Annotated in this window: 24 protein-coding genes; 10 read left to right on the top strand and 14 right to left on the bottom strand. The window is 59.9% G+C overall.

Annotation, left to right across the window (positions count from 1 at the left end):
* Positions 1-146: 146 nt before the first annotated feature.
* The gene (gene zwf / locus DW58_RS12945; protein WP_024549301.1) at positions 147-1622 is read right to left on the bottom strand and encodes a glucose-6-phosphate dehydrogenase; all 1476 of its coding nucleotides are present in this window, start codon (positions 1620-1622) and stop codon (positions 147-149) included.
* Positions 1623-1974: 352 nt separating this feature from the next.
* Here zwf and DW58_RS12940 point away from each other — a divergent pair, with 352 nt between their 5' ends.
* Both DW58_RS12940 and pyk read left to right on the top strand, forming a co-directional pair.
* A complete protein-coding gene (locus DW58_RS12940) occupies positions 1975-2844 on the top strand; it encodes a MurR/RpiR family transcriptional regulator (RefSeq protein ID WP_024549302.1) in 870 nt (289 codons plus the stop codon).
* 130 nt (positions 2845-2974) lie between these two features.
* Entirely contained in the window at positions 2975-4417 is a 1443-nt protein-coding gene (gene pyk, locus DW58_RS12935) for a pyruvate kinase (protein WP_024549303.1), read from the top strand.
* A 43-nt stretch (positions 4418-4460) separates the two neighbouring features.
* Here pyk and lpxM read toward each other — a convergent pair whose 3' ends face one another.
* The 3 genes from lpxM to znuA form a co-directional block, all read right to left on the bottom strand.
* Positions 4461-5438 (bottom strand): lauroyl-Kdo(2)-lipid IV(A) myristoyltransferase, encoded by a 978-nt coding sequence (gene lpxM / locus DW58_RS12930; protein ID WP_024549304.1) that lies wholly within the window; start codon positions 5436-5438, stop codon positions 4461-4463.
* A 128-nt stretch (positions 5439-5566) separates the two neighbouring features.
* Positions 5567-6886 carry a murein DD-endopeptidase MepM gene (mepM, locus tag DW58_RS12925; RefSeq protein WP_024549305.1) on the bottom strand — a complete coding sequence of 440 codons (1320 nt, stop codon included), beginning with the start codon at positions 6884-6886 and terminating at the stop codon, positions 5567-5569.
* A 15-nt stretch (positions 6887-6901) separates the two neighbouring features.
* Positions 6902-7834 (bottom strand): zinc ABC transporter substrate-binding protein ZnuA, encoded by a 933-nt coding sequence (znuA, locus tag DW58_RS12920; protein WP_024549306.1) that lies wholly within the window; start codon positions 7832-7834, stop codon positions 6902-6904.
* 78 nt (positions 7835-7912) lie between these two features.
* On the opposite strand from znuA, the gene znuC reads away from it, so the two are divergent.
* Entirely contained in the window at positions 7913-8668 is a 756-nt protein-coding gene (gene znuC, locus DW58_RS12915) for a zinc ABC transporter ATP-binding protein ZnuC (RefSeq protein ID WP_024549307.1), read from the top strand.
* Complete coding sequence (znuB, locus tag DW58_RS12910; RefSeq protein ID WP_024549308.1) at positions 8665-9450, top strand: zinc ABC transporter permease subunit ZnuB; 786 nt, start codon at positions 8665-8667, stop codon at positions 9448-9450. The genes znuC and znuB overlap by 4 nt, the downstream gene beginning before the upstream one ends.
* A 53-nt stretch (positions 9451-9503) precedes the next feature.
* Here the strand turns inward: znuB and ruvB are convergent, their stop codons facing one another.
* From ruvB to aspS, 6 genes are all read right to left on the bottom strand, one after another.
* Entirely contained in the window at positions 9504-10514 is a 1011-nt protein-coding gene (gene ruvB / locus DW58_RS12905; RefSeq protein WP_024549309.1) for a Holliday junction branch migration DNA helicase RuvB, read from the bottom strand.
* A 12-nt stretch (positions 10515-10526) separates the two neighbouring features.
* A complete protein-coding gene (gene ruvA, locus DW58_RS12900; protein ID WP_024549310.1) occupies positions 10527-11138 on the bottom strand; it encodes a Holliday junction branch migration protein RuvA in 612 nt (203 codons plus the stop codon).
* 80 nt (positions 11139-11218) lie between these two features.
* Positions 11219-11740, bottom strand: a complete 522-nt coding sequence (ruvC, locus tag DW58_RS12895) for a crossover junction endodeoxyribonuclease RuvC (RefSeq protein ID WP_024549311.1) — start codon at positions 11738-11740, stop codon at positions 11219-11221.
* A 37-nt stretch (positions 11741-11777) separates the two neighbouring features.
* The gene (locus tag DW58_RS12890) at positions 11778-12518 is read right to left on the bottom strand and encodes a YebC/PmpR family DNA-binding transcriptional regulator (protein ID WP_024549312.1); all 741 of its coding nucleotides are present in this window, start codon (positions 12516-12518) and stop codon (positions 11778-11780) included.
* Positions 12519-12545: 27 nt separating this feature from the next.
* Positions 12546-12989 carry a dihydroneopterin triphosphate diphosphatase gene (nudB, locus tag DW58_RS12885; RefSeq protein ID WP_024549313.1) on the bottom strand — a complete coding sequence of 148 codons (444 nt, stop codon included), beginning with the start codon at positions 12987-12989 and terminating at the stop codon, positions 12546-12548.
* Between the two features lies 1 nt (position 12990).
* Complete coding sequence (aspS, locus tag DW58_RS12880; RefSeq protein WP_024549314.1) at positions 12991-14769, bottom strand: aspartate--tRNA ligase; 1779 nt, start codon at positions 14767-14769, stop codon at positions 12991-12993.
* Between the two features lie 265 nt (positions 14770-15034).
* On the opposite strand from aspS, the gene DW58_RS12875 reads away from it, so the two are divergent.
* The 5 genes from DW58_RS12875 to cmoB all read left to right on the top strand — a co-directional run bounded on the left by DW58_RS12875 (position 15035) and on the right by cmoB (position 18655).
* Positions 15035-15601: a hydrolase gene (locus tag DW58_RS12875; RefSeq protein WP_024549315.1), complete on the top strand. Its 567-nt coding sequence runs from the start codon at positions 15035-15037 to the stop codon at positions 15599-15601.
* On the top strand, positions 15598-16434 hold the full coding sequence (locus DW58_RS12870; RefSeq protein WP_024549316.1) for a DUF72 domain-containing protein: 837 nt from the start codon (positions 15598-15600) through the stop codon (positions 16432-16434). The genes DW58_RS12875 and DW58_RS12870 overlap by 4 nt, the downstream gene beginning before the upstream one ends.
* A 74-nt stretch (positions 16435-16508) precedes the next feature.
* Entirely contained in the window at positions 16509-16904 is a 396-nt protein-coding gene (locus DW58_RS12865) for an MAPEG family protein (protein ID WP_024549317.1), read from the top strand.
* A 39-nt stretch (positions 16905-16943) separates the two neighbouring features.
* The gene (cmoA, locus tag DW58_RS12860) at positions 16944-17687 is read left to right on the top strand and encodes a carboxy-S-adenosyl-L-methionine synthase CmoA (RefSeq protein WP_024549318.1); all 744 of its coding nucleotides are present in this window, start codon (positions 16944-16946) and stop codon (positions 17685-17687) included.
* The gene (cmoB, locus tag DW58_RS12855; RefSeq protein ID WP_024549319.1) at positions 17684-18655 is read left to right on the top strand and encodes a tRNA 5-methoxyuridine(34)/uridine 5-oxyacetic acid(34) synthase CmoB; all 972 of its coding nucleotides are present in this window, start codon (positions 17684-17686) and stop codon (positions 18653-18655) included. The genes cmoA and cmoB overlap by 4 nt, the downstream gene beginning before the upstream one ends.
* Before the next feature lie 94 nt (positions 18656-18749).
* Here cmoB and cutC read toward each other — a convergent pair whose 3' ends face one another.
* Positions 18750-19493, bottom strand: a complete 744-nt coding sequence (gene cutC / locus DW58_RS12850) for a copper homeostasis protein CutC (protein ID WP_024549320.1) — start codon at positions 19491-19493, stop codon at positions 18750-18752.
* A gap of 84 nt (positions 19494-19577) precedes the next feature.
* Here cutC and DW58_RS12845 point away from each other — a divergent pair, with 84 nt between their 5' ends.
* On the top strand, positions 19578-20714 hold the full coding sequence (locus DW58_RS12845; protein WP_024549321.1) for a MalY/PatB family protein: 1137 nt from the start codon (positions 19578-19580) through the stop codon (positions 20712-20714).
* On the opposite strand, the gene DW58_RS12840 is transcribed toward DW58_RS12845, so the two are convergent.
* The 3 genes from DW58_RS12840 to DW58_RS12830 form a co-directional block, all read right to left on the bottom strand.
* Complete coding sequence (locus tag DW58_RS12840; protein ID WP_024549322.1) at positions 20711-21877, bottom strand: zinc-dependent alcohol dehydrogenase; 1167 nt, start codon at positions 21875-21877, stop codon at positions 20711-20713. The genes DW58_RS12845 and DW58_RS12840 overlap by 4 nt on opposite strands.
* A 3-nt stretch (positions 21878-21880) precedes the next feature.
* Positions 21881-22423: an SRPBCC family protein gene (locus DW58_RS12835; protein ID WP_024549323.1), complete on the bottom strand. Its 543-nt coding sequence runs from the start codon at positions 22421-22423 to the stop codon at positions 21881-21883.
* Between the two features lie 133 nt (positions 22424-22556).
* A complete protein-coding gene (locus DW58_RS12830) occupies positions 22557-23120 on the bottom strand; it encodes a VOC family protein (RefSeq protein ID WP_024562658.1) in 564 nt (187 codons plus the stop codon).
* Between the last annotated feature and the right edge of the window lie 152 nt (positions 23121-23272).

The following is a 23272-nucleotide window of genomic DNA, read 5'->3' as shown; positions in this document are numbered from 1 at the left end:
GCCTGACAAGGGCAAAATCGCTTCAGCCAGTGTAATGAAAAAAGCCCTGCTGGTGAATCCAGTCAGGGCCTTAAATTTGTAAATCGGAAAGCAACCTGCGTCAGATCATGTTACCGGTAAAATAACATCCCTGACGCAGCTGGCGATCACTCGAACTCGTTCCAGGAACGACCGTCGCGGGTAATCATCGCCACAGAGGCCACAGGCCCCCAGGTGCCGGCCTGATACGGCTTCGGCGCATCGTTATCCGCCGCCCAGGCCTCGGTGATGGAGTCCACCCACGTCCAGGCCTCTTCCACTTCGTCGCGACGCACAAACAGGGCCTGAATACCGCGCATGGTTTCCAGCAGCAGGCGCTCATAGGCGTCGGCAAGGTGCGTTTCGTTGAAGGTTTCGGAGTAGCTCAGGTCGAGCTTGGTGATCTGCAGGTTGTGCTTGTGATCGAGTCCGGGCACTTTATTCAGCACCTGGATGTCCACCCCTTCGTCCGGCTGCAGGCGAATGGTCAGCTTGTTCTGCGGCAGGTCCTGCCAGGACTCTTTGAACAGGTTCAGCTCAGGCGTTTTGAAATAGACCACCACTTCCGAGCATTTGGTCGGCAAACGCTTGCCGGTGCGCAGGTAGAACGGCACGCCCGCCCAGCGCCAGTTATCGATATCCACGCGGATAGCCACGAAGGTTTCGGTGCTGCTGCTCTTATTCGCGCCCTCTTCTTCCAGGTAGCCCGGCACTTTTTTGCCCTGAGCGAAGCCGGCGGTGTACTGGCCGCGCACGGTTTTCTCACGCACGTTGGTGCGATCGATGCGGCGCAGGGATTTCAGGACTTTCACCTTCTCATCGCGAATGCTGTCGGCGGTCAAATCTGACGGCGGCGACATGGCGATCATGCAGAGGATTTGCAGCAGGTGGTTCTGGATCATGTCGCGCATCTGGCCGGCCTGGTCGAAGTAACCCCAGCGACCCTCAATGCCTACCTCTTCGGCCACGGTAATTTCAACGTGGTCGATGGTGCGGTTATCCCAGTTGTTGACAAACAGCGCGTTCGCAAAGCGCAGCGCCAGCAGGTTGAGCACCGTCTCTTTGCCGAGATAGTGGTCGATACGGTAGACCTGGCACTCTTCAAAGAACTCGCCCACCTGATCGTTAATCTCACGCGAGGTATCCAGCGAGGTGCCGAGCGGTTTTTCCATTACCACGCGCGCCGGTTTGGCGTTGAGCTTCGCTTCGCCAAGCCCCTTGCAGATGGCGCCAAAGGTGCTTGGCGGCATGGCGAAATAGTTAATGGTGACGCGATTTTTCTGATCGAGCATTTTCCCGAGGCGGGTAAACGCGGCGACGTCGTTAACGTCGAGATTGCAGAAGTCGAGACGGCCGCTCAGGGTGTCCCACAGCGCTTCGTCGATCTTCTCTTTCATGAAGGTTTCGAGCGCTTCACGCACCACTTTGGTATAGGCTTCTTTATCCCAGTCCGCGCGGCCTACGCCCAGAATGCGGGTGTCGGGGTGGATCTGACCGGCTTTCTCAAGCTGATACAGGGATGGCAACAGTTTCCGGCGCGCCAGGTCGCCTTTCGCCCCGAAAATGACCAGGTCACATGCCTGGGCTGTCTGCGTTACCGCCATGTCATTCTCCTCGTTTCGGATGTCCTGGTCTTTCGCCAGGCCTTACTTGTAATTTTATTACGCTGCACTCTACTGGTTTTACCGTCGCCACGAAACCTTTAGCGTTTCGCCGAAGATGCCTTATTTGCCGGGCCGCTCAGAAAACGGCCTGCCGCGCCGGGCGGCGCATCACCGTCGCCACGTTGCGCCCGGCAGAGGCGAAAAGTCGACGCCGATCATGTAATGAAAAAAAACAACAACATTTATGTGGCTCACTTTCCCCGGCGTCAGCGTAGCGCGGTATATTCTCGCTCAACCGATCGCGTTTCACGTCGCTGTGAAAACGTTTACCTCGCTGAGCTATACTCACACTATGAATATGCTGGAAAAGATCCAGATCCATCTGGAATACCTTAGCAAATCAGAACGCAAAGTCGCAGAAGCCATCCTGGCTTCGCCGTCCAACGCCATCCACTCCAGTATCGCCACGCTTGCCAGTGAAGCTGGCGTCAGCGAACCGACGGTGAACCGCTTCTGTCGCAGCCTCGAAACCCGCGGCTTTCCCGATTTTAAACTACATCTGGCGCAAAGTCTGGCAAACGGTACGCCCTATGTGAATCGCAACGTCGACCAGGACGACAGCGTTGAGGCCTACACCGGCAAAATTTTTGAATCGGCGATGGCTACCCTCGACCAGGTGCGCCACGCGCTGGATATGTCGGCGGTCAACCGCGCCGTGGATATGCTGACCCAGGCCAAGAAGATCGCCTTTTTCGGTCTCGGCTCGTCGGCGGCGGTAGCCCACGATGCGATGAATAAATTTTTTCGCTTCAACGTGCCGGTTATCTATTCCGACGACATCGTGGTGCAGCGCATGAGCTGCATGAACTGTAGCGATGATGACGTGGTGGTGCTGATTTCCCACACCGGCCGTACCAAAAGCTTGGTGGAACTGGCGCGGCTGGCGCGTGAAAGCGATGCCATGGTGCTGGCAATCACCAGCGAAGGCTCGCCGCTGGCGCGCGAGGCGACGCTGGCCCTGCTGCTGGATGTGCCCGAGGACACCGATATCTATATGCCGATGGTGTCGCGCCTGGCGCAGCTGACGCTGATTGACGTGCTGGCAACCGGATTTACCCTGCGTCGCGGGGCGAAATTCAGGGATAACTTGAAGCGAGTCAAGGAAGCCCTTAAGGAATCGCGCTTTGATAAGGCGCTGCATCTCCCCGGTGAACGGGACTAAATTTTTTATAACAAAGTTGTAACTTATCCACGCATTCGGTTATGGTCATTTGCTTTGCCCTGAAGGGCAGTTGGAATTACCGAATTTATATTCACGCAACACCTAAGTGTTTCAGTCAACGGAGTAATACATGTCCAGACGGCTTCGCAGAACCAAAATCGTCACCACATTAGGCCCGGCCACTGACCGCGATAACAACCTCGAAAAAATCATCGCTGCGGGTGCTAACGTTGTACGTATGAACTTCTCCCACGGCAGCCCGGAAGATCACCAGCTTCGCGCCGATAAAGTGCGTGAGATCGCGGCGAAGCTTGGCCGCCACGTGGCTATCCTCGGCGACCTTCAGGGTCCAAAAATTCGCGTATCGACCTTTAAAGAAGGCAAAGTCTTCCTCAATATCGGCGACAAATTCCTGCTCGACGCCAACCTCGGTAAAGGCGAAGGCGACAAAGAAAAGGTCGGCATCGACTATAAAGGCCTGCCGGCTGACGTCGTACCGGGCGATATCCTGCTGCTGGACGACGGCCGCGTGCAGTTGAAAGTGCTGGAAGTCAGCGGCATGCGCGTCTACACCGAAGTGACCGTTGGCGGCCCGCTGTCGAACAACAAAGGGATCAACAAACTGGGTGGCGGTCTCTCTGCCGAAGCCCTGACCGAGAAAGACAAAGCTGACATCATCACCGCCGCGAAAATCGGCGTGGATTATCTGGCGGTCTCCTTCCCGCGCTGCGGCGAAGATCTTAACTACGCCCGCCGTCTGGCGCGCGACGCCGGCTGCGATGCCAAAATCTGCGCAAAAGTCGAACGCGCCGAAGCGGTATGCAGCGACGAAGCGATGGATGACATCATCCTGGCGTCGGACGTGGTGATGGTGGCGCGCGGCGATCTCGGTGTGGAGATTGGCGACCCGGAACTGGTCGGTATCCAGAAAACCCTGATTCGTCGTGCCCGCAAGCTCAACCGTGCGGTGATCACCGCGACCCAGATGATGGAGTCGATGATCACCAACCCGATGCCGACCCGCGCCGAAGTCATGGACGTAGCGAACGCCGTGCTGGACGGTACCGATGCGGTGATGCTCTCCGCGGAAACCGCAGCCGGTCAGTATCCGGCAGAGACCGTGGCGGCGATGGCGCGCGTCTGCCTCGGGGCGGAAAAAATCCCGAGCATCAACGTCTCGAAGCACCGTCTCGACGTGCAGTTCGACAACGTGGAAGAAGCCATTGCCATGTCGGCCATGTATGCTGCCAACCACCTGAAAGGCGTCAGCGCGATCATCACCATGACGGAATCGGGCCGTACCGCGCTGATGACCTCACGTATCAGCTCGGGTCTGCCGATCTTCGCGATGTCCCGCCATGAGCGCACCCTGAGCCTCACGGCGCTCTACCGCGGCGTTACCCCGGTCTACTTCGATAACGCCAACGATGGCGTGGTTGCCGCGCAGGATGCGGTAAACCTGCTGCGTGATAAAGGCTATCTGGTTTCCGGCGATCTGGTTATCGTTACCCAGGGCGACGTGATGGGCACCATCGGCACCACCAACACGACCCGCATTCTCACCGTCGAATAAGCCGACCGCGAGACACAAAAAAGCCCTCATTCGAGGGCTTTTTTTATTTGGCGCTTTTGCCCCACAGGTCTTTTCGCTTATAGGGCTGGATCTCGCCGTCGCGACGGGTTTTCAGCAGCTTCAGGATCCAGGTGTACTGCTCCGGGTTCGGACGCACGAAGATCTCCACTTCCTCATTCATACGACGCGCAATGGTGCGGTCATCGGCATCCGCCAGATCGTCCATCGGCGGGCGCACGTAGATTTCCAGGCAGTGGGTGCGGCTGTTATACACCGGGAACAGCGGCAGCACTCTGGCGCGGCACACTTTCATCAGGCGGCCAATCGCCGGCAGCGTGGCTTTATAGGTGCCGAAAAACTCAACGAACTCGCTCTGCTCCGGGCCGTGATCCTGGTCCGGGAGGTAGTAGCCCCAGTAGCCGGCGCGCACCGAGCTGATAAACGGCTTAATGCCGTCGTTGCGGGCATGGAGCCTGCCGCCGAAGCGCAGGCGTACCTTGTTCCACACGTAGTCCAGAGCCTGGTTGCCCTGGTTGTGAAACATTCCGGCAACCGGATAGCCGCTGGCGGCCATCAGCATGGCGGGCATGTCGATGCCCCAGGCGTGCGGCACAAGGAAAATCACCCGCTCGTTATTGCGCTGCATCTCATCGATGTATTCCCGGCCATGCCACTGAATGCGCGGCAGCACTTTTTCCGTTCCGCGGATAGCCAGTTCGGCGGTTAACGCCATCGCCTGCGGGGCGGTGGCAAACATCTCGTCGATGATGGCTTCTCGCTCGCTTTCCGGCATCTCCGGGAAACAGTACAGCAGGTTAATCTGCGCGCGGCGGCGCGCGCTTTTACCAAGCCGGCCTCCCAGCCGCCCTAACTTCGCCAGCAGCGGATCGCGCACCGACGGCGGCACCATTGCGATCGCGGAAAACGCCGCAACGCCGAGCCAGGTTCCCCAGAAGCGAGGATGGAGGAATGAACGTTCAAAGGTGGGAATAAATTCGTTAGTGCTTTTTTTTGTTTCCATACGCCTTCTCGGGCCAGAGTCAAACCATTAATACCGCCAATAAATTACACACATTGTAGCGGCGCAGGGCGGGTCAGACAAAAAGAAAAGCCGGCATCACAGGATACCGGCTTTTGTTTGCGCGTATGTTAGTCAAATCGCAGCTGCGGGGTGACTTCTCTGATTTTAGCCAGATATTCGCGACGATCGGCGCCCACCAGCCCTTCGGTACGCGGCAGCTTCGCCGTGAGGGGGTTAACTGCCTGCTGGTTGATCCAGATTTCATAGTGCAGGTGCGGGCCGGTCGAGCGGCCGGTGTTCCCGGAGAGCGCAATGCGATCGCCGCGCTTCACTTTCTGACCCGGTTTCACCAGCAGCTTTCTCAGGTGCATATAGCGCGTGGTGTAGGTGCGACCGTGACGCACTGCGACGTAGTAACCCGCCGCACCGCTGCGTTTTGCCACCAGCACTTCGCCATCACCCACCGCCAGTACCGGGGTACCCTGCGGCATGGCAAAGTCGACGCCTTTATGCGGCGCGACGCGACCGGTCACCGGGTTGACGCGGCGCGGGTTGAAGTTGGAGGAGACGCGGAACTGTTTTGAAGTCGGGAAACGCAGGAAGCCTTTTGCCAGCCCTGAACCGTTACGGTCGTAGAACTTGCCGTCTTCGGCGCGTACCGCATAGTAGTCTTTGCCATCGGAGCGCAGGCGCACGCCCACCAGCTGGCTCTGCTCGCGCTTGCCGTCGAACATCTCGCGCGACATCAGTACCGCGAACTGATCGCCTTTCTTCAGCTTGCGGAAGTCCATCTGCCACTGCATGGATTTGATCACGGCGCTGATTTCGGTGCTGGTCAGGCCGGCATCCCGGGCGCTGCTGACGAAGCTTGAGCCAACGGTGCCTTTGAACACGGTGTTAACCCAGTCGCCCTGCTGCATCTCGCTGCTCATTTTAAAGCCGGTTGCGGTGCGGTCGTAGGTGCGGGTTTCGCGGCGGGAAAGCTCCCAGGTGAGGCGCTGCAGTTCGCCGCTGTCGGTCAGCGTCCAGGAGAGCTGCTGGCCGATTTTCAGGTTACGCAGGTCTTTATCGACGCTGGCGAGCTGGCTGATGTCGCCCATGTCGATACCGTACTGGTTGAGCACGCTGCTCAGGGTATCGCCGGTGGAGACCACATACTCATGGACTCCTGCTTCGCCTGCGGTTTTATCGTCCAGCTCATCCTGCGGGATCGCGTCGTCTTCTGGCGGCGCCTGGTCGATAGGTTCACTGGCTTCGGGAAGCAGAGAGCGAATGTCGTTTTGCTCAAGCTCGATGGCTTTCACAATCGGTGCAGATTCGGGGTGGTAAACATAGGGTCGCCATACGGCGACCGCGAGTGTAAGAACAGTCAGTGACCCCAGCATGACGCGGTGGGGTCGAGGCAGATTGTTAAATGCCAGGGCGACAGAGCGGGCTATCTGTTGCACGTATTCACTTCCTCGTTAATCTCCTTTCAGGCAGCTCGCATACTGGTTCGATAACTGAGTCAAAAACTGCGCGTAGCTGGTTTTGCTCACACCGATGGCAGTACCCAGCGGATCCAGCGTACCCATTCGTACCTGCGTTCCACGGGCAACAGCTTCAACGACCGCTGGCCTGAATTGCGGTTCAGCAAAAACGCATTCGGCTTTGTGCTGAACCAGCTGTGTTCGGATTTCATGTAAACGCTGCGCACCAGGTTGGATTTCGGGATTTACGGTGAAATGCCCGAGGGAAGACAGCCCAAAATGTTTTTCGTAATAGCCGTAGGCGTCATGAAAAACGAAGTACCCTTTCCCTTTCAACGGTGCCAGCACGCTACCAACCTGCTTATCGGTTTGGGCCAGTTGTGCCTCGAAATCTTTCAGGTTGGCGTCCAGTTTGGCTCGACGTTGCGGCATAAGTTCCACTAATTTATCGTGGATTGCAACCGCCGAGGCTTTCGCGATTTCAGGCGAAAGCCAGATATGCATGTTATATTCACCATGATGATGATGCTCTTCTTCAGCTTCACCGTCGTGATGGTCGTGCTCATCTTCATGCGCACCTTTCATGAGTAGCGGTTTGACACTGGAGAGTTCCGCCAGCGCCACCTGTTTTTGCTGCGGTACGTTGGTCAGCGCCTTTTCCATGAACGCTTCCATCTCCGGGCCAATCCAGACAACTAAGTCCGCGCCCTGCAAGCGTTTTACATCTGACGGCCGAAGCGCATAATCATGCTCTGAGGCACCGTCCGGAAGCAGCACTTCGGTGTCCGTGACACCGTCTGCAATCGCCGCGGCGATAAAGCCTACGGGCTTAAGCGAGGCGACGACCGCCGCGCTTGCACTGAGGGAAAAACCACCGGTAAACGCCACGCTGAGCGCAGCGCAAAGAAGCGTATTTTTATGTAACATAATGCGTCTTTTCTTCATCATCATTGCGGGAAGTGTGATATTATAACATCCGCTAACTTGTGCAACGTTTAAATTCTCATGACAAAATTGATTGAACTGGAAAAGGTCTCGGTCGTCTTCGGTCAACGCCGCGTCCTGTCTGACGTGTCGCTCAGCCTGACACCGGGAAAAATTTTGACCTTGCTGGGGCCAAACGGCGCCGGCAAGTCAACGCTGGTGCGGGTGGTACTGGGCCTGGTAGCACCCCACTCCGGGGTTATCAAGCGCGACCGGGATCTGCACATCGGCTACGTCCCGCAAAAGCTCCACCTTGATGCCACCCTCCCGCTGACCGTCAGCCGCTTTATGCGCCTGCGTCCGCATACCCGCAAAGCCGATATTCTGCCGGCGCTGACCCGCGTTCAGGCAGGACACCTGATCGATGCCCCGATGCAAAAGCTCTCCGGCGGTGAAACCCAGCGCGTGCTGCTGGCGCGTGCGCTTCTCAATAAGCCGCAGCTGCTGGTGCTCGATGAACCGACCCAGGGCGTGGACGTTAACGGCCAGGTGGCGCTGTACGATCTTATCGATAAGCTGCGTAAAGAGCTTAACTGTGCGGTGCTGATGGTCTCTCACGACTTGCACCTGGTGATGGCCAAAACCGATGAAGTGCTGTGCCTGAATCAGCATATCTGCTGCTCCGGCACGCCGGAAGTGGTCTCGATGCATCCGGAGTTCATCTCCATGTTCGGCCCACGCGGCGCGGAACAGCTCGGCATCTACCGCCACCACCACAATCACCGCCACGACCTGGAAGGTCGGATTATTTTGCGCAGAGGAAATGGCCATTCATGATTGAACTTCTTTTACCCGGCTGGCTGGCTGGGATGTTGCTTGCCTGCGCCGCCGGGCCGCTTGGCTCGTTTGTCGTCTGGCGTCGCATGTCCTACTTTGGCGATACCCTTGCCCATGCCTCGCTGCTGGGCGTGGCGTTCGGCCTGCTGCTCAATGTTAATCCGTTCTACGCGGTGATTGCCGTTACGCTGATGCTGGCGGGCGGGCTGGTGTGGCTTGAAAAGCGCCCGCATCTGGCGATTGATACCCTGCTCGGCATTATGGCGCACAGCGCGCTGTCGCTCGGTCTGGTGGTGGTGAGTCTGATGTCGAACATCCGTGTCGATCTGATGGCCTACCTGTTCGGGGATCTGCTGTCGGTGACGCCGGACGATCTGCTGGCGATTGGCTGCGGCGTGGTGGTGGTGCTGGGCGTGCTGTTCTGGCAGTGGCGCAACCTGCTGGCGATGACCATCAGCCCCGATCTGGCGTTTGTTGACGGCGTGAAGCTCCAGCGCGTGAAGCTGCTGCTGATGCTGGTGACTGCCCTGACGATCGGGGTGGCGATGAAGTTTGTCGGGGCGCTGATCATCACCTCACTGCTGATCATCCCTGCCGCCACGGCGCGTCGCTTTGCCCGTACCCCGGAGCAGATGGCGGGCATTGCGGTGGGCATCGGTATGGTGGCGGTCACCGGTGGGCTGACCTTCTCGGCGTTCTACGACACGCCAGCCGGGCCGTCGGTGGTGCTGTGCGCCGCGCTGCTGTTTATTTTCAGCATGATGAAAAAAAGCCCGGTGTAATCTCTGCGCCCTAAAAAAAAGCCCCGGTTAACGGGGCTTTTTTGTGGGCGCTATTATGGCAGCGCCGGGGGGGTAATCCCGAAGTGATTCCAGGCCCGCACCGTCGCCATACGCCCGCGGGGCGTGCGCTGCAGGAAGCCCTGCTGAATCAGATACGGCTCCAGCACGTCCTCGATGGTTTCCCGCTCTTCCCCGATGGCAGCGGCCAGGTTATCCAACCCGACCGGCCCGCCGAAGAACTTGTCGATGACCGCCAGCAGCAGCTTGCGGTCCATATAATCAAAGCCTTCCGCGTCGACGTTGAGCATGTCGAGCGCCGCAGCGGCCACCGAATGCGAGATGTCGCCGTTGTGGCGCACTTCGGCAAAGTCACGTACCCGGCGCAGCAGGCGGTTGGCGATACGCGGCGTACCGCGCGCGCGACGTGCCACTTCCAGCGCCCCCTCCTCGCTCAGCTCCAGCCCCAGATAACGGGCGCTGCGGCTGACGATGTGGCGCAGGTCGTCGACCTGATAAAACTCCAGCCGTTGCACGATGCCAAAACGGTCGCGCAGCGGCGAGGTCAGTGACCCGGCGCGGGTGGTGGCGCCAATCAGGGTAAACGGCGGCAGGTCGATTTTGATCGAGCGCGCCGCCGGGCCTTCGCCAATCATAATGTCGAGCTGATAATCCTCCATCGCCGGGTAGAGCACTTCCTCTACCACCGGCGACAGACGGTGAATTTCATCGATGAACAGCACGTCGTGCGGCTCAAGGTTGGTGAGCATCGCCGCCAGATCGCCGGCTTTCTCCAGCACCGGGCCGGAGGTGGTGCGCAGGTTCACGCCCATCTCATTGGCGACAATGTTCGCCAGCGTGGTTTTACCCAGCCCCGGCGGACCAAAAATCAGCAGGTGATCCAGCGCGTCGCCGCGCAGCTTTGCCGCCTGGATGAAGATTTCCATCTGCGAGCGCACCTGCGGCTGCCCGATATACTCATCCAGCAGCTTAGGGCGGATCGCCCGGTCTGCGACCTCTTCGGCGGTGACGCTGCCCGGGGCGACCAGGCGGTCTGCTTCAATCATCCTTCATCTACCTCACAACGCAGCGCGCAGCGCTTCGCGAATCAGTGTCTCGCTGTCCGCATCTGGGCGGGCAAGTTTGCTCACCATACGGCTGGCTTCCTGAGGTTTATAACCCAGCGACACCAGCGCAGCAACCGCTTCCGCCTCGGCATCATCCACCGCCGGGCTGGCTGGTGAAGTGAGCACCAGATCCGCGGCCGGGGTGAAGAGATCGCCGTGCAGACCCTTGAAGCGATCTTTCATTTCGACCACCAGACGTTCGGCGGTTTTCTTGCCGATACCGGGCAGCTTCACCAGTGCGGCAGGTTCTTCACGCTCAACGGCGTTAACAAACTGCTGGGCTGACATGCCGGAAAGGATCGCCAGCGCCAGCTTCGGGCCGACGCCGTTGACTTTGATAAGCTCGCGAAACAGCGTGCGCTCCTGCTTGTTGTTGAAACCGAACAGCAGCTGCGCGTCTTCCCGCACCACGAAATGGGTAAAGATGATCGCTTCCTGGCCCAGCTCCGGCAGCTCATAGAAGCAGGTCATCGGCATATGTACTTCATACCCTACCCCGGACGCTTCCAGCAGCACCAGCGGCGGCTGCTTCTCAATAATAATGCCTCGTAGTCTGCCTATCACAATGCGCTCCTGCGTTTCGCGGCAAAAATTGTGCTCGTATCATATAAAAAAGGCTGGATAAACATCCAGCCTTAATTTAGTTATCTCAGTCGGCCCCGCGCCAGCGTCAGCCGCGACTCGCTCATTTGCATGGCGTTCTGACTGACGTGACAGTGGGTAATGGCGATGGCCAGCGCATCCGCGGCATCCGCCTGCGGGTTGGCAGGCAGCTTAAGCAGCGTGCGCACCATGTGCTGAACCTGCGCCTTATCGGCACCGCCGGTGCCCACCACCGTCTGCTTCACCTGTCGGGCGGCATACTCAAACACCGGCAGATCCTGGTTTACCGCGGCCACGATAGCCACGCCGCGCGCCTGGCCCAGCTTTAGCGCTGAGTCGGCGTTTTTCGCCATAAAGACCTGCTCGATGGCGAAAAAGTCCGGCTGGAACTGGGTGATGATCTCCGTCACACCCGCGTAGATAAGCTTCAGACGGGACGGCAGATCGTCCACTTTGGTGCGTATACAGCCGCTGCCGAGGTAGCTCAGCTGCCTGCCGACCTGCCGGATAACGCCATAACCGGTGATGCGTGAACCGGGGTCAATCCCCAGAATAATGGCCATCACGCCTCACCCGTTACGTTAATGGTTAACGTCACCATTACAGGGTTGCTGCGACCTCGTCAGAGATCTCACCGTTGTGGTATACCTCCTGCACGTCATCGCAGTCTTCCAGCATATCGATGAGGCGCAGCAGTTTCGGTGCGGTTTCCGCATCCATGTCCGCTTTGGTGGACGGGATCATGGAGACTTCCGCGTTGTCCGCTTTCAGACCGGCCGCTTCCAGCGCATCGCGCACGGCGCCCATCTCTTCCCACGCGGTGTAGACGTCAATGGCGCCGTCGTCGTAGGTCACCACATCTTCTGCGCCCGCTTCCAGCGCCGCTTCCATGATGACGTCTTCATCGCCCGCTTCGAAGGAGATCACGCCCTTCTTGCTGAACAGGTAGGCCACGGAACCGTCGGTACCCAGGTTGCCACCACATTTGGTGAAAGCGTGACGCACTTCCGCTACGGTACGGTTGCGGTTGTCGCTCAGGCACTCGACCATCACGGCGGTGCCGCCCGGGCCGTAACCTTCATAAATGATGGTTTCCATGTTCGCGTCTTCATCACCGCCCACGCCGCGCGCGATAGCACGGTTGAGGGTGTCACGCGTCATGTTGTTGGACAGCGCTTTGTCGATAGCCGCACGCAGACGCGGGTTGGAGCCGGCATCGCCGCCGCCCAGACGCGCCGCGGTCACCAGCTCGCGGATAATCTTGGTAAAGATTTTACCGCGTTTGGCATCCTGTGCCGCTTTGCGGTGCTTGGTGTTGGCCCATTTACTATGACCTGCCATAAAAAATATCTCCGAAAATCTCGCCGTTCAGGCGTCGTTAATCACAAATTCTTCTATCGCCTGCCGGTTGCTCCACGACTTGGTGAGCGCGGCCGCGTCCGCGGCATCCACCCAGCGGTAGGTCAGATGCTCGGTAAAGACGATCTGCCGTTCGTGGGGGAGCGCAAGACGGAACCAGTACTCCGTGTTGCGCGTAATGCCCGGCGCGTAGCGATGACGCAAATGAGTAAAAATTTCAAACTCCACCGTGCGCTGGCAGTCGACTAATCGCAGTTGCTCATCGGCAACGTCAATGGCGACCTCTTCCTTTACTTCACGCGCGGCGGCCTGCGTCGCGGTTTCACCTGCTTCCAGGCTGCCGGTAACCGACTGCCAGAACGCGGGATCGTCGCGACGCTGTAACATCAGCACCCGTTTCGTGTCCTCGGCGTAGATAACCACCAGCACCGAAACGGGTTGCTTATACTGCATATTACTTATTCTCCAGCGGCTCTTTTTTGAGCACCTGAATGCCCAGCTCGGTCAGCGATGCCGGGTTGGCGAAGCTTGGCGCTTCGGTCATCAGGCAGGCTGCCGCGGTGGTTTTCGGGAACGCGATAACGTCACGGATGTTGTCGGTGCCGGTCAGCAGCATGGTCAGGCGATCCAGACCAAACGCCAGGCCCGCGTGCGGCGGCGTGCCGAACTTCAGGGCGTCTAACAGGAAGCCGAACTTCTCGCGCTGCTCCTGTTCATTGATGCCGAGGATGCCGAACACCGTCTGCTGCATGTCGCTGCGGTGAATACGCACCGAACCGCCACCCACTTCATAGCCGTTGATGACCATGTCGTACGCGTTAGCCACAGCCTCTTCCGGCGCGGCTTTCAGCTCGTCAGCGCTCATGTCTTTCGGTGCGGTGAACGGATGGTGCATCGCGCTCAGGCCGCCTTCGCCGTCCTCTTCGAACATCGGGAAGTCGACCACCCACAGCGGCGCCCACTTGGTTTCGTCGGTGAGGCTGAGGTCTTTGCCCAGCTTCAGGCGCAGCGCGCCCAGCGCGTCGGCCACGACTTTCTTGCTGTCGGCACCGAAGAAGATCATGTCGCCGTCCTGGGCGCCGGTGCGCTCAAGGATGGCGTTAACGATGTCGGCGTTAAGGAATTTGGCTACCGGGCTGGTAATGCCTTCCAGACCCGCGGCGCGCTCGTTCACTTTGATGTAGGCCAGCCCTTTCGCGCCGTAGATCTCAATGAACTTGCCGTAGTCGTCAATCTGCTTACGGCTGAGGGTGGCCCCACCCGGCACGCGCAGTGCGGCAACACGGCCTTTGGCATCGTTTGCCGGGCCGGAGAACACCTTGAACTCAACGTCTTTAAGCAGGTCAGCCACGTCCACCAGCTCCAGCGGGTTACGCAGGTCCGGCTTATCGGAGCCGTAACGGCGCTCGGCTTCGGCAAAGGTCATGATCGGGAACTGGCCCAGGTCCACGCCTTTGATCTCCAGCCACAGCTTGCGGATCAGATCTTCCATCACTTCACGCACCTGCGGTGCGGTCATGAAGGAGGTTTCCACGTCGATCTGGGTGAATTCCGGCTGGCGGTCGGCACGCAGGTCTTCGTCACGGAAGCATTTCACGATCTGGTAGTAGCGATCGAAGCCGGACATCATCAGCAGCTGTTTGAACAGCTGCGGGGACTGCGGCAGCGCGTAGAATTTGCCTTTATGAACGCGGGACGGCACCAGGTAGTCGCGCGCGCCTTCCGGCGTCGCCTTGGTCAGCATCGGGGTTTCGATGTCGAGGAAGCCGTGGTCGTCCATAAAGCGGCGGACAAAGCTGGTGATTTTCGCGCGGGCTTTCAGGCGCTGCGCCATCTCAGGGCGACGCAGATCCAGGTAGCGGTACTTGAGACGCGCTTCTTCAGAGTTAACCTGGTTAGAGTCCAGCGGCAGCGGCTCGGCGCGGTTGATGATGGTCAGGTCGGTGGCGAACACTTCCACTTCGCCGGTCGCCATCTCGCGGTTGGCATTTTTTTCATCTCGCGCACGCACGGTGCCGGTGACCTGAATGCAAAACTCATTGCGCAGCTCAGAGGCCAGTTTGAACGCTTCCGCACGATCCGGATCGAAAAATACCTGCACGATGCCTTCGCGGTCGCGCATGTCGATAAAAATAAGGCTACCGAGATCGCGACGACGGTTGACCCAACCAGACAGAGTCACCTGCTGCCCCACGTGGGACAGTCGTAGCTGCCCGCAATATTCTGTACGCATGAGATATCCCTTAACTTAGCCACAGGCCGTTTGCCGCCTGGCTTACAGGCGTTACTGTCGCAGCTTTAGCTGAATGTCACTACTGATGAAAAAAGGCGGCTATTATACTGGAAATTCCAGTCGGCGATAAGCCCGCAGCCATACGGTAGCGCGTTTGCTGCGCGTCTTATTGCGCATTCTCACAAAAATTAACAAATTTAGTAAACAGCAATAGCACATTAAACGCGTAAGGTACTCTGCCTTCAACAAAAAGACGGGAGTTACAATGTCAGATTTCAATCCTTCCACCAGCGCGCTGGTGGTTATCGATCTTCAGGAAGGCATTTTGCCTTTCGCCGGCGGGCCTTACAGCGCCGGGGATGTGGTATCCCGTGCCGCCGCGCTGGCTGAACATTTTCGCGCCCACGCGGCACCGGTAGTACTGGTGCGCGTCGGCTGGTCGGCGGATTTTGGCGATGCGCTACGCCAGCCGGTAGATGCCCCGATGGGCGCCCATACCCTGCCGGAAAACTGGTGGACCTGGCCGGCGGCGCTGGGCAAACGCGACACCGATATTGAGATCACCAAACGCCAGTGGGGCGCGTTCTACGGCACCGACCTTGAGCTGCAGCTGCGCCGCCGCGGCGTCGACACCATCGTCCTGTGCGGTATCTCCACCAATATCGGGGTTGAGTCCACCGCGCGTAACGCGTGGGAGCTGGGCTTCAATCTGATTGTGGTCGAAGATGCCTGCAGCGCGGCAGATGCCGAGCAGCACCAGGGCAGCATGACCCACATCTTCCCGCGTATCGGCAAAGTGCGCTCCACCCAGGACGTGCTGTCAGGGCTATGAGTCGCGCGCCGTCCGGGGTCTACATCGGTCTGCCGCAGTGGTCGCACCCGAAATGGGTGCGGCTCGGCATCACCGGGCTTGAAGAGTATGCCCGCCACTTCAACTGCGTGGAGGGCAATACCACCCTGTATGCCCTGCCGAAGGCGGAGATCGTGGCGCGCTGGCACGCCCAGACCCATGACCATTTCCGCTTCTGCTTTAAGTTTCCTGCCACCATCTCCCACCAGGCGGCGCTGCGTCACTGCGAGGCGCTGACCGCCGAGTTCTTCGACCGGCTGGAGCCGCTCGCCGGACGCATTGGCCAGTACTGGCTTCAACTGCCCGCCACTTTTGGCCCCCGGGATCTGCCCGCCCTGTGGGCGTTTCTCGATGCGCTCCCGGCGGACTTCACCTACGGCGTGGAGGTGCGGCACCCTACCTTCTTTGCTAAAGGCGAAGAGGAGCAGGCGCTCAACCGCGGGCTGCACCAGCGCGGCGTCAACCGGGTGATCCTCGACAGCCGACCGGTGCATGCGGCAACGCCACACAGCGAAGCCATCCGCGAGGCGCAGCGTAAAAAACCGGTGCTGCCGGTGCATGCCCTGGTCACCGCGCAGCATCCGATGGTGCGGTTTATCGGCAGCGACAACATGGCGCAGAACACCGATCTCTTTACCGTCTGGCTGCCGAAGCTCGCCCAGTGGTCGCAGACCTCCACCCCGTATCTGTTCTTACATACCCCGGATATCGCCCAGGCACCGGAGCTGGTACATACCCTGTGGCCCGCGCTGCGCCAGCATCTGCCCACGCTTGGCCCCGAACCCGCCATTCCGGCGCAGGACTCTCTTTTCTGACGACTAGCGACAGGGCGTAATACGCACGCTATCATAGTCCCCGCATCCCACCCTGGCGGTTAAACGGAGTTTCTATGGTAAGCGCGCTGTATGCCGTGCTTGGCGCTCTGCTGTTAGTGAAGTTTTCTATTGATGTTCTGCGTCTGCGCAGCCAGTACCGCGTCAGCTACGGCGACGGCGGGTTCAGCGAGCTGCAAAGCGCGCTGCGTATTCAGAGCAATGCGATGGAGTTTCTCCCGCTGGCTCTGGTGCTGCTGCTGTTTATGGAGATGAACGGGGCGCTCACCTGGATGGTGCACGTCTGCGGGCTGCTGCTGATCGCCGGTCGGGTGATGCAGTACTACGGCTATCAGCATCACCTTATCGGCTGGCGCCGGTCGGGTTTCAGCGCCACCCTGTGCGCGCTGTTGCTGATGGTGCTGACTAACCTGTGGTATATGCCGTGGGAGTTGGTTTTCTCCGTACGTTAGCGCACAATACGCCCCTTTTGAATTTCGCAGGATTACGCTATGTCCAATCGCGACACGCTATTTTCCGCGCCCATCGCCCGACTTGGCGACTGGACCTTTGATGAACGGGTAGCGGAAGTCTTCCCCGATATGATTCAGCGCTCGGTGCCGGGCTACTCCAATATCATTTCGATGATTGGAATGCTGGCCGAGCGCTTTGTGACGCCCGCAAGCCAGGTGTACGACCTCGGCTGTTCGCTGGGCGCGGCGACGCTGTCGATCAGGCGCAACATCCACCATGACGACTGCAAGATTATTGCGGTGGATAACTCGCCGGCGATGGTGGAGCGCTGTCGCCGTCATCTGGACGCGTTCAAGGCCCAGACCCCGGTTGAGGTGATCGAAGCGGACATCCGCGATGTGCCCATCGAAAACGCCTCGCTGGTGGTGCTCAACTTTACGCTGCAGTTCCTGGCCCCGGACGACCGTCTGACGCTGCTGACCCGCATCTGTGAAGGGCTGAAGCCGGGCGGCGCGCTGGTGCTGTCGGAGAAGTTCAGCTTTGAAGACGCCACCGTGGGCGAGCTGCTGTTCGATATGCATCACGACTTCAAACGCGCCAACGGCTACAGCGAGCTTGAGATCAGCCAGAAGCGCAGCATGCTGGAAAACGTGATGCTGACCGACTCGGTGGAAGCGCACAAAGCGCGGCTGCATCAGGCCGGTTTCGCCCACAGCGAGCTGTGGTTCCAGTGCTTTAACTTCGGCTCGCTGGTGGCGCTGAAAGACGGAGCGCGCGCATGATCGACTTCGGTAAGTTTTATCAGCAGATCGCCGTCGGCCCGCTGGCAGGCTGGCTGGAAACCCTGCCCGCCCAGCTTGGCGAGTGGCAGCGCGAGGCGCTGCACGGCCAGTTTCGCCTGTGGATGAAGTCGGTAGAGCATCTGCCAGCGCTGACGCCCCACCATCTCGATCTGCTTCACAGCGTCACCGCCGAGGCGGCGCAGCCGTTGAGCGACGGCCAGGTGCAGCGCATCGACACCCTGCTGCGCAACCTGATGCCGTGGCGCAAAGGCCCCTATTCCCTCTACGGCGTGAATATCGACACCGAATGGCGCTCAGACCTGAAGTGGGACCGCGTTCTGCCGCACATTGAACCGCTGGCGGGCCGGACAATCCTCGACGTCGGCTGCGGGAGTGGCTATCACCTGTGGCGGATGATCGGCGCAGGCGCGAAACTGGCGGTGGGTATCGACCCGATGCAGCTGTTCCTGTGCCAGTTCGAAGCGGTGCGGAAACTGCTCGGCGACGACCAGCGTGCGCACATGCTGCCGCTGGGCATCGAACAGCTGCCGGCCCTGGCCGCGTTCGATACCGTCTTTTCGATGGGGGTGCTCTATCATCGCCGCTCGCCGCTCGACCATCTCTGGCAGCTGAAAAATCAGCTGGTGAGCGAAGGGGAACTGGTGCTGGAAACGCTGGTGGTGGAAGGTGACGAGCACACCGTTCTGGTGCCGGGTGACCGCTACGCCCAGATGCGCAACGTCTATTTTATTCCGTCAGCGGCCGCGCTGAAGAACTGGCTGGAGAAGTGCGGGTTTGTCGATGTGAAAATCGCCGACCATAACTACACCACCAGCGAAGAGCAGCGTCGCACCGGCTGGATGAAGACCGAATCGCTGGCCGACTTCCTCGACCCGCAAGATGCCAGCAAAACCCTTGAAGGCTACCCTGCCCCGCTGCGCGCAGTGCTTACCGCCCGCAAACCCTGATCGGCCCATAAAAAAAGCCCCGGCAAAAGACCGGGGCCTGGTACGAGCAAGCATCACATGGGCGACATGATGCGCGGTCAAAATCGTCTGGCGTTCAGGAAACGGCCCGTGTCAGGGCGGCTTTCATCGCGGTAACGGCCTGCGGGTCAACCTCATAGCGGGAATACTCATCCGCATCGGTATCGGCTGACATGGACACTCCGGCGTGGCGATAGCGCATCGGCGAGGGAGTGTACCGTCCTGCGGAGCTGTGAAGCTCATCTACCCCCGCAGCGATAAAGGTTTCCATATTGTTCAGCCGGACGCCAGCACCGGCCATAATGATTGGAGCACGGGATCGCTGTTTTAGTTCCGTAATTAATGAAATACCTTTCTCGGCGCTGGCCTGCTGGCCCGAGGTGAGAATGCGCGCTACGCCCAAATCCGTGAGTTCTTCCAGCGCAATCAGCGGGTTAGCGCACATATCGAAGGCGCGATGAAAGGTGATCGCCATACCCGGCGCCGCACGCATCACCTGCTGCATTTTGTCGCGATCCACGCCACCCTCCTCATTCAGCATGCCGATCACCAGGCCGGGAAAGCCGAGGTCGCGCAAAAATGCGATGTCGTCGAGCATGGTGCTGAACTCCGCCTGGCTGTAACAGAAGTCGCCGCCGCGTGGACGCACGATGGGGTGCACCGGCAGAGTGACCTCTTTTCTGACGGCTTTCAGCACACCCGCCGACGGAGTCAACCCGCCCTCTTTTGGCGCGCTGCACAGTTCAATACGATCCGCACCTGCCTGCTGCGCCGCCTTCGCGCACGTCAGGCCGTAACAGCAAATTTCGAGCAAAGCCATTGTTTTCTCCTGCAAAAGCTTTTCGGTTGTCGCCCTCATCAGTCGTGCTAGTCTGAGTTATCGCAACGAAAAGGACAACGCATCATGGCATTCAACTTCGATGAAGATATCAATCGCCGTCACAGCGACAGTTCAAAATGGAATAAATTTGACCCGCAGGTGCTGCCGATGTGGGTGGCGGACACCGATTTTCGCTCCCCGCCCTGCGTGACCGAGGCGCTGAGCCAGCGTATCGCCCACGGCGTGTTTGGCTATGGCCGCGCCCCGGATGAGCTGGCCCACGCGTTTATTGCCTGGTGCGAGCGCCACTACGGCTGGCAGGTGAAGGCCGAGTGGCTGGTGTTTTTGCCGGGTATTGTGTCGGCGCTGAATCTCAGCGTGCGCGCCTTCTGCGATGCGCAACAGGGCACCCTGGCCCCGACGCCAATCTATCCGCCGTTTCGTAAAGCGGCGAAGCTCGCCGGGCGCAGTCAGATTAGCGTCCCGCTGCGCCCGCAGGCGGGTCGCGACGTGCTTGACCTCAACGCGGTTGAGGCCCAGATGACCGGACGCGAACGTCTGCTGATGCTCTGTAACCCGCACAACCCCGGCGGGACCGTCTATCGCCGCGAGGAACTTGAGGCCCAGCTGGCCTTTGCGCGCCGTCACGACCTGATTGTCTGCTCGGACGAGATTCACTGCGATCTGGTGCTGGAGCCGGGCTGCCAGCACATTCCGTTTGCCACCCTGAGCGAGGACGCCGCCCAGCGCTCGATTACCCTGATGTCGCCATCCAAGACCTTCAATATCGCCGGGCTGGGCGCCTCAGTGGCGGTGATCCCCAACCCCGAGCTGCGCCAGCGCTTTATGGCGGCGCGGGAGGGCATCGTGCCTTCGGCGGACGTGCTGGCCATCGTGGCCGCGGAAGCCGCCTGGCGGGATGGGGATGCGTGGCTGCAGGCACAGCTGGCCTATCTGCGCACCAACCGCGACCGTCTGGTCGAGGCGGTTAACGCCCTGCCGGGCCTGCATATGAACAGCCCCGAGGCGACCTACCTTGCATGGGTAGACGCCTCGGGGCTGGAGGTGGAGAATCCGACCACCTTCTTCCGTCGCGCCGGGCTGGGATTCTCTCCCGGCGAGGACTTCGGCGATGCGCAGTACGTGCGCATCAACTTTGGCTGCACCGCCGCCACGCTGGAGGAGGCCATCGGCCGGCTGGCGCGGGCGGTCAGACGCTAAGGCCTGAACACCGCGCGCACGCAGCCGTCCTCCTTGCGTTTGAACATCTCATAGCCGCGCGGTGCCTCCTCCAGCGAGAAGTGATGCGTCGCCAGAAAATCGGTGCGCAGCTCGCCGTGGGAGGCATGATGCAGCAACCGCTCCATGTAGAACTGGCCGTGCTGCTGGGCGGTGCGTATGGTCAGACCCTTGTTCATCGCCACGCCGAGCGGGAATTTATCCATCATCCCGTAAACGCCGAGGATCGCCAGCGTGCCGCCCTTGCGGCAGGCATGGATCGCCTGACGCAGCGCGGTGCCGATGTCGGTGTGCATCTTCAGCGCCTGTTTGGTGCGGTCATAGGCATACTCGATTCCCTCGCCGTGCGCCTCCATCCCTACCGCGTCGATGCAGCTGTCCGGCCCGCGCCCGCTGGTGAGGTGCAGCAGCGCTTCATAGACATCCACCTCGGTGTAATCCAGCGTGATGGCCCCGATTTTCTCCCGCGCCATCGCCAGCCGCTCCGGGAAACGGTCGATAACAATTACCCGCTCGGCCCCCATCAGATACGCGCTCTGCGCCGCCATCAGCCCGACGCCGCCTGCCCCCCACACCGCAACCGTGTCGCCAGGGTGAATGTTGCAGAAGTCGGCCCCCATATAGCCGGTGGGCGCGGCGTCAGAGAGAAACAGCGCCTGTTCATCTGAGACCGATTCCGGGACCACGAAGCAGTCGGTATCGGCAAACGGCACCCGCACATACTCGGCGTGCGACCCGGCGTAACCGCCGAACGCGTGGCTGTAGGCATAGATGCCCGCGGTGGGATAACCGAGCACCGGCTCCTGAAGATGGGCGTTGGGGTTGGTGTTATCGCAGCAGGAGTAGAGGCCGTGGTTACAGTACCAGCACGATCCGCAGGCGATGAACGAGGGAACGACTACCCGGTCGCCGCGTTTGATGTGCCGCACCTCAGGCCCGACGTCCACCACCTCCCCCATAAACTCATGGCCGAGGATATCGCCCTCCTGCATGCTTGGGATCAGGCCATCAATCACGTGCAGGTCGGAGCCGCAGGTGGTGGTCAGGCCCACTTTAATGATGGCGTCGTGAGGGTTTACAAGGGACGGATCGCTTACGGTTTCAACGCGCAGATCGTTCACGCCATTCCAGCAAAGTGCTCGCATAGTTTACTCCTCCGCCTGATCCATGCCGCCGTGCCGTCCGGCAGGCTGGGGTTTATTGGTGGCAAACTCCCCGGTTTCCGCCATGCTCTTGAAGCGCCGCAGCGCCTGGCTGAGCATTGCCTCCGGTACCAGATCGATTTTTTTGGTCAGCCATTCACCGAAGATGCCGCCCGGCGGCGAGAAGTGCAGCGTCATGGTCACCTCGGTGCCCCGCTCTTCGGAGACCGGGCGGAACGCCAGCCGACCGGCGTTGGGCACGGTGGCTTTTTTCGACGAGGCCCAGGCGATGTATTCGCCCCGGGATTCATCGACGATCCAGGCGTCCCACGCCACGTTTTTACCAAGCGGCATCGGCACTTCCCAGTGGGAAGCGGTGTTGCTCAGCACGGTAATGCGCGCGAAGTGGGCCATCAGGCGGGGAAAAATGGCGGGATCACGCCAGAGATCGAACAGCTCCTCGGGGGAGCGGTGAATGAGAATGGAGCGACGTAGTCCAGGCTCATCGGGGTGTATCCAGAGATCTTCTCGCTTTTCAGTGATGTGCATTGGTCTCTCCCATCGGGTCGAAAGCAGGCTTAACTCGACTTACTGTGCGCGAACGAACGGTATTCCCCTATGACTATAGACAATAAAAAGGGCCGACCGGCTAACCGGACGGCCCGCGATGCGACCTGCGCAGCTACGCCTGCTCGCTTGCCACGATGGCTTCTATCGACCAGGGGTGGAATTTGATCGTCACCACACCATCGGAGACCGCCAGCGTCGGGTTAGGCAGCCGCTCTTTTTCGCCGCGCGGCGAGCTGGTTTTCACTGAAATACCCGGCTGGCTGAGACCCTCATCGGAGAGCAGCGCCACGGCGCGGGCGTTGAGGGTGTCAGGCTCGCCCGGCAGCACGATTTCGATATGCTCCCAGCCTTCGTGCGGATAGCGCTTCTCGCCGGGCCACGGCAGCTCAACCACATTGAAGCGCCAGTGGGCCACGGCGACAGGCTCGCGCAGGCGAAACAGGCAGATGGGACGCCCGTTGATGATATTTTCCGACAGCAGCTCCCCGCACTGCTCAAGCCCCCGGCGCCAGCGCTCGGCGGTGGTGTTCTGATGGCAGCGCAGCGAGATGTGGTCCGCGTCCAGCGGCGCGATGTCGAGCCCCAGTCGCGCGGCGAGTCCGGTCAGGGCGTGCTCAAAGCGTGGGAGATCGGCGTGGAGGTCGTGCAGGTCGTCAACGGTGTGCCAGTGGGTCATGGCGTTCCTCGGCAAGTTCGCAAAACCGCTACTCTACCCTGTTGCGGCAGGGTTAAAAACCCCAAAACGGGCCGGCAGCTTGCGCTGCGCAATGCTGACGCCACTCATCAAATGCAGTATAATCCCGCCCCTGGTTTTTCAAATGCATCATG

The sequence above is a fragment of the Siccibacter turicensis LMG 23730 genome, from assembly GCF_000463155.2.
Taxonomy (GTDB): Bacteria; Pseudomonadota; Gammaproteobacteria; order Enterobacterales; family Enterobacteriaceae; genus Siccibacter; species Siccibacter turicensis.
The sequence above is the reverse complement of the archived record's forward strand: the minus strand, read 5'-3'. Positions and strand labels throughout refer to the sequence as shown.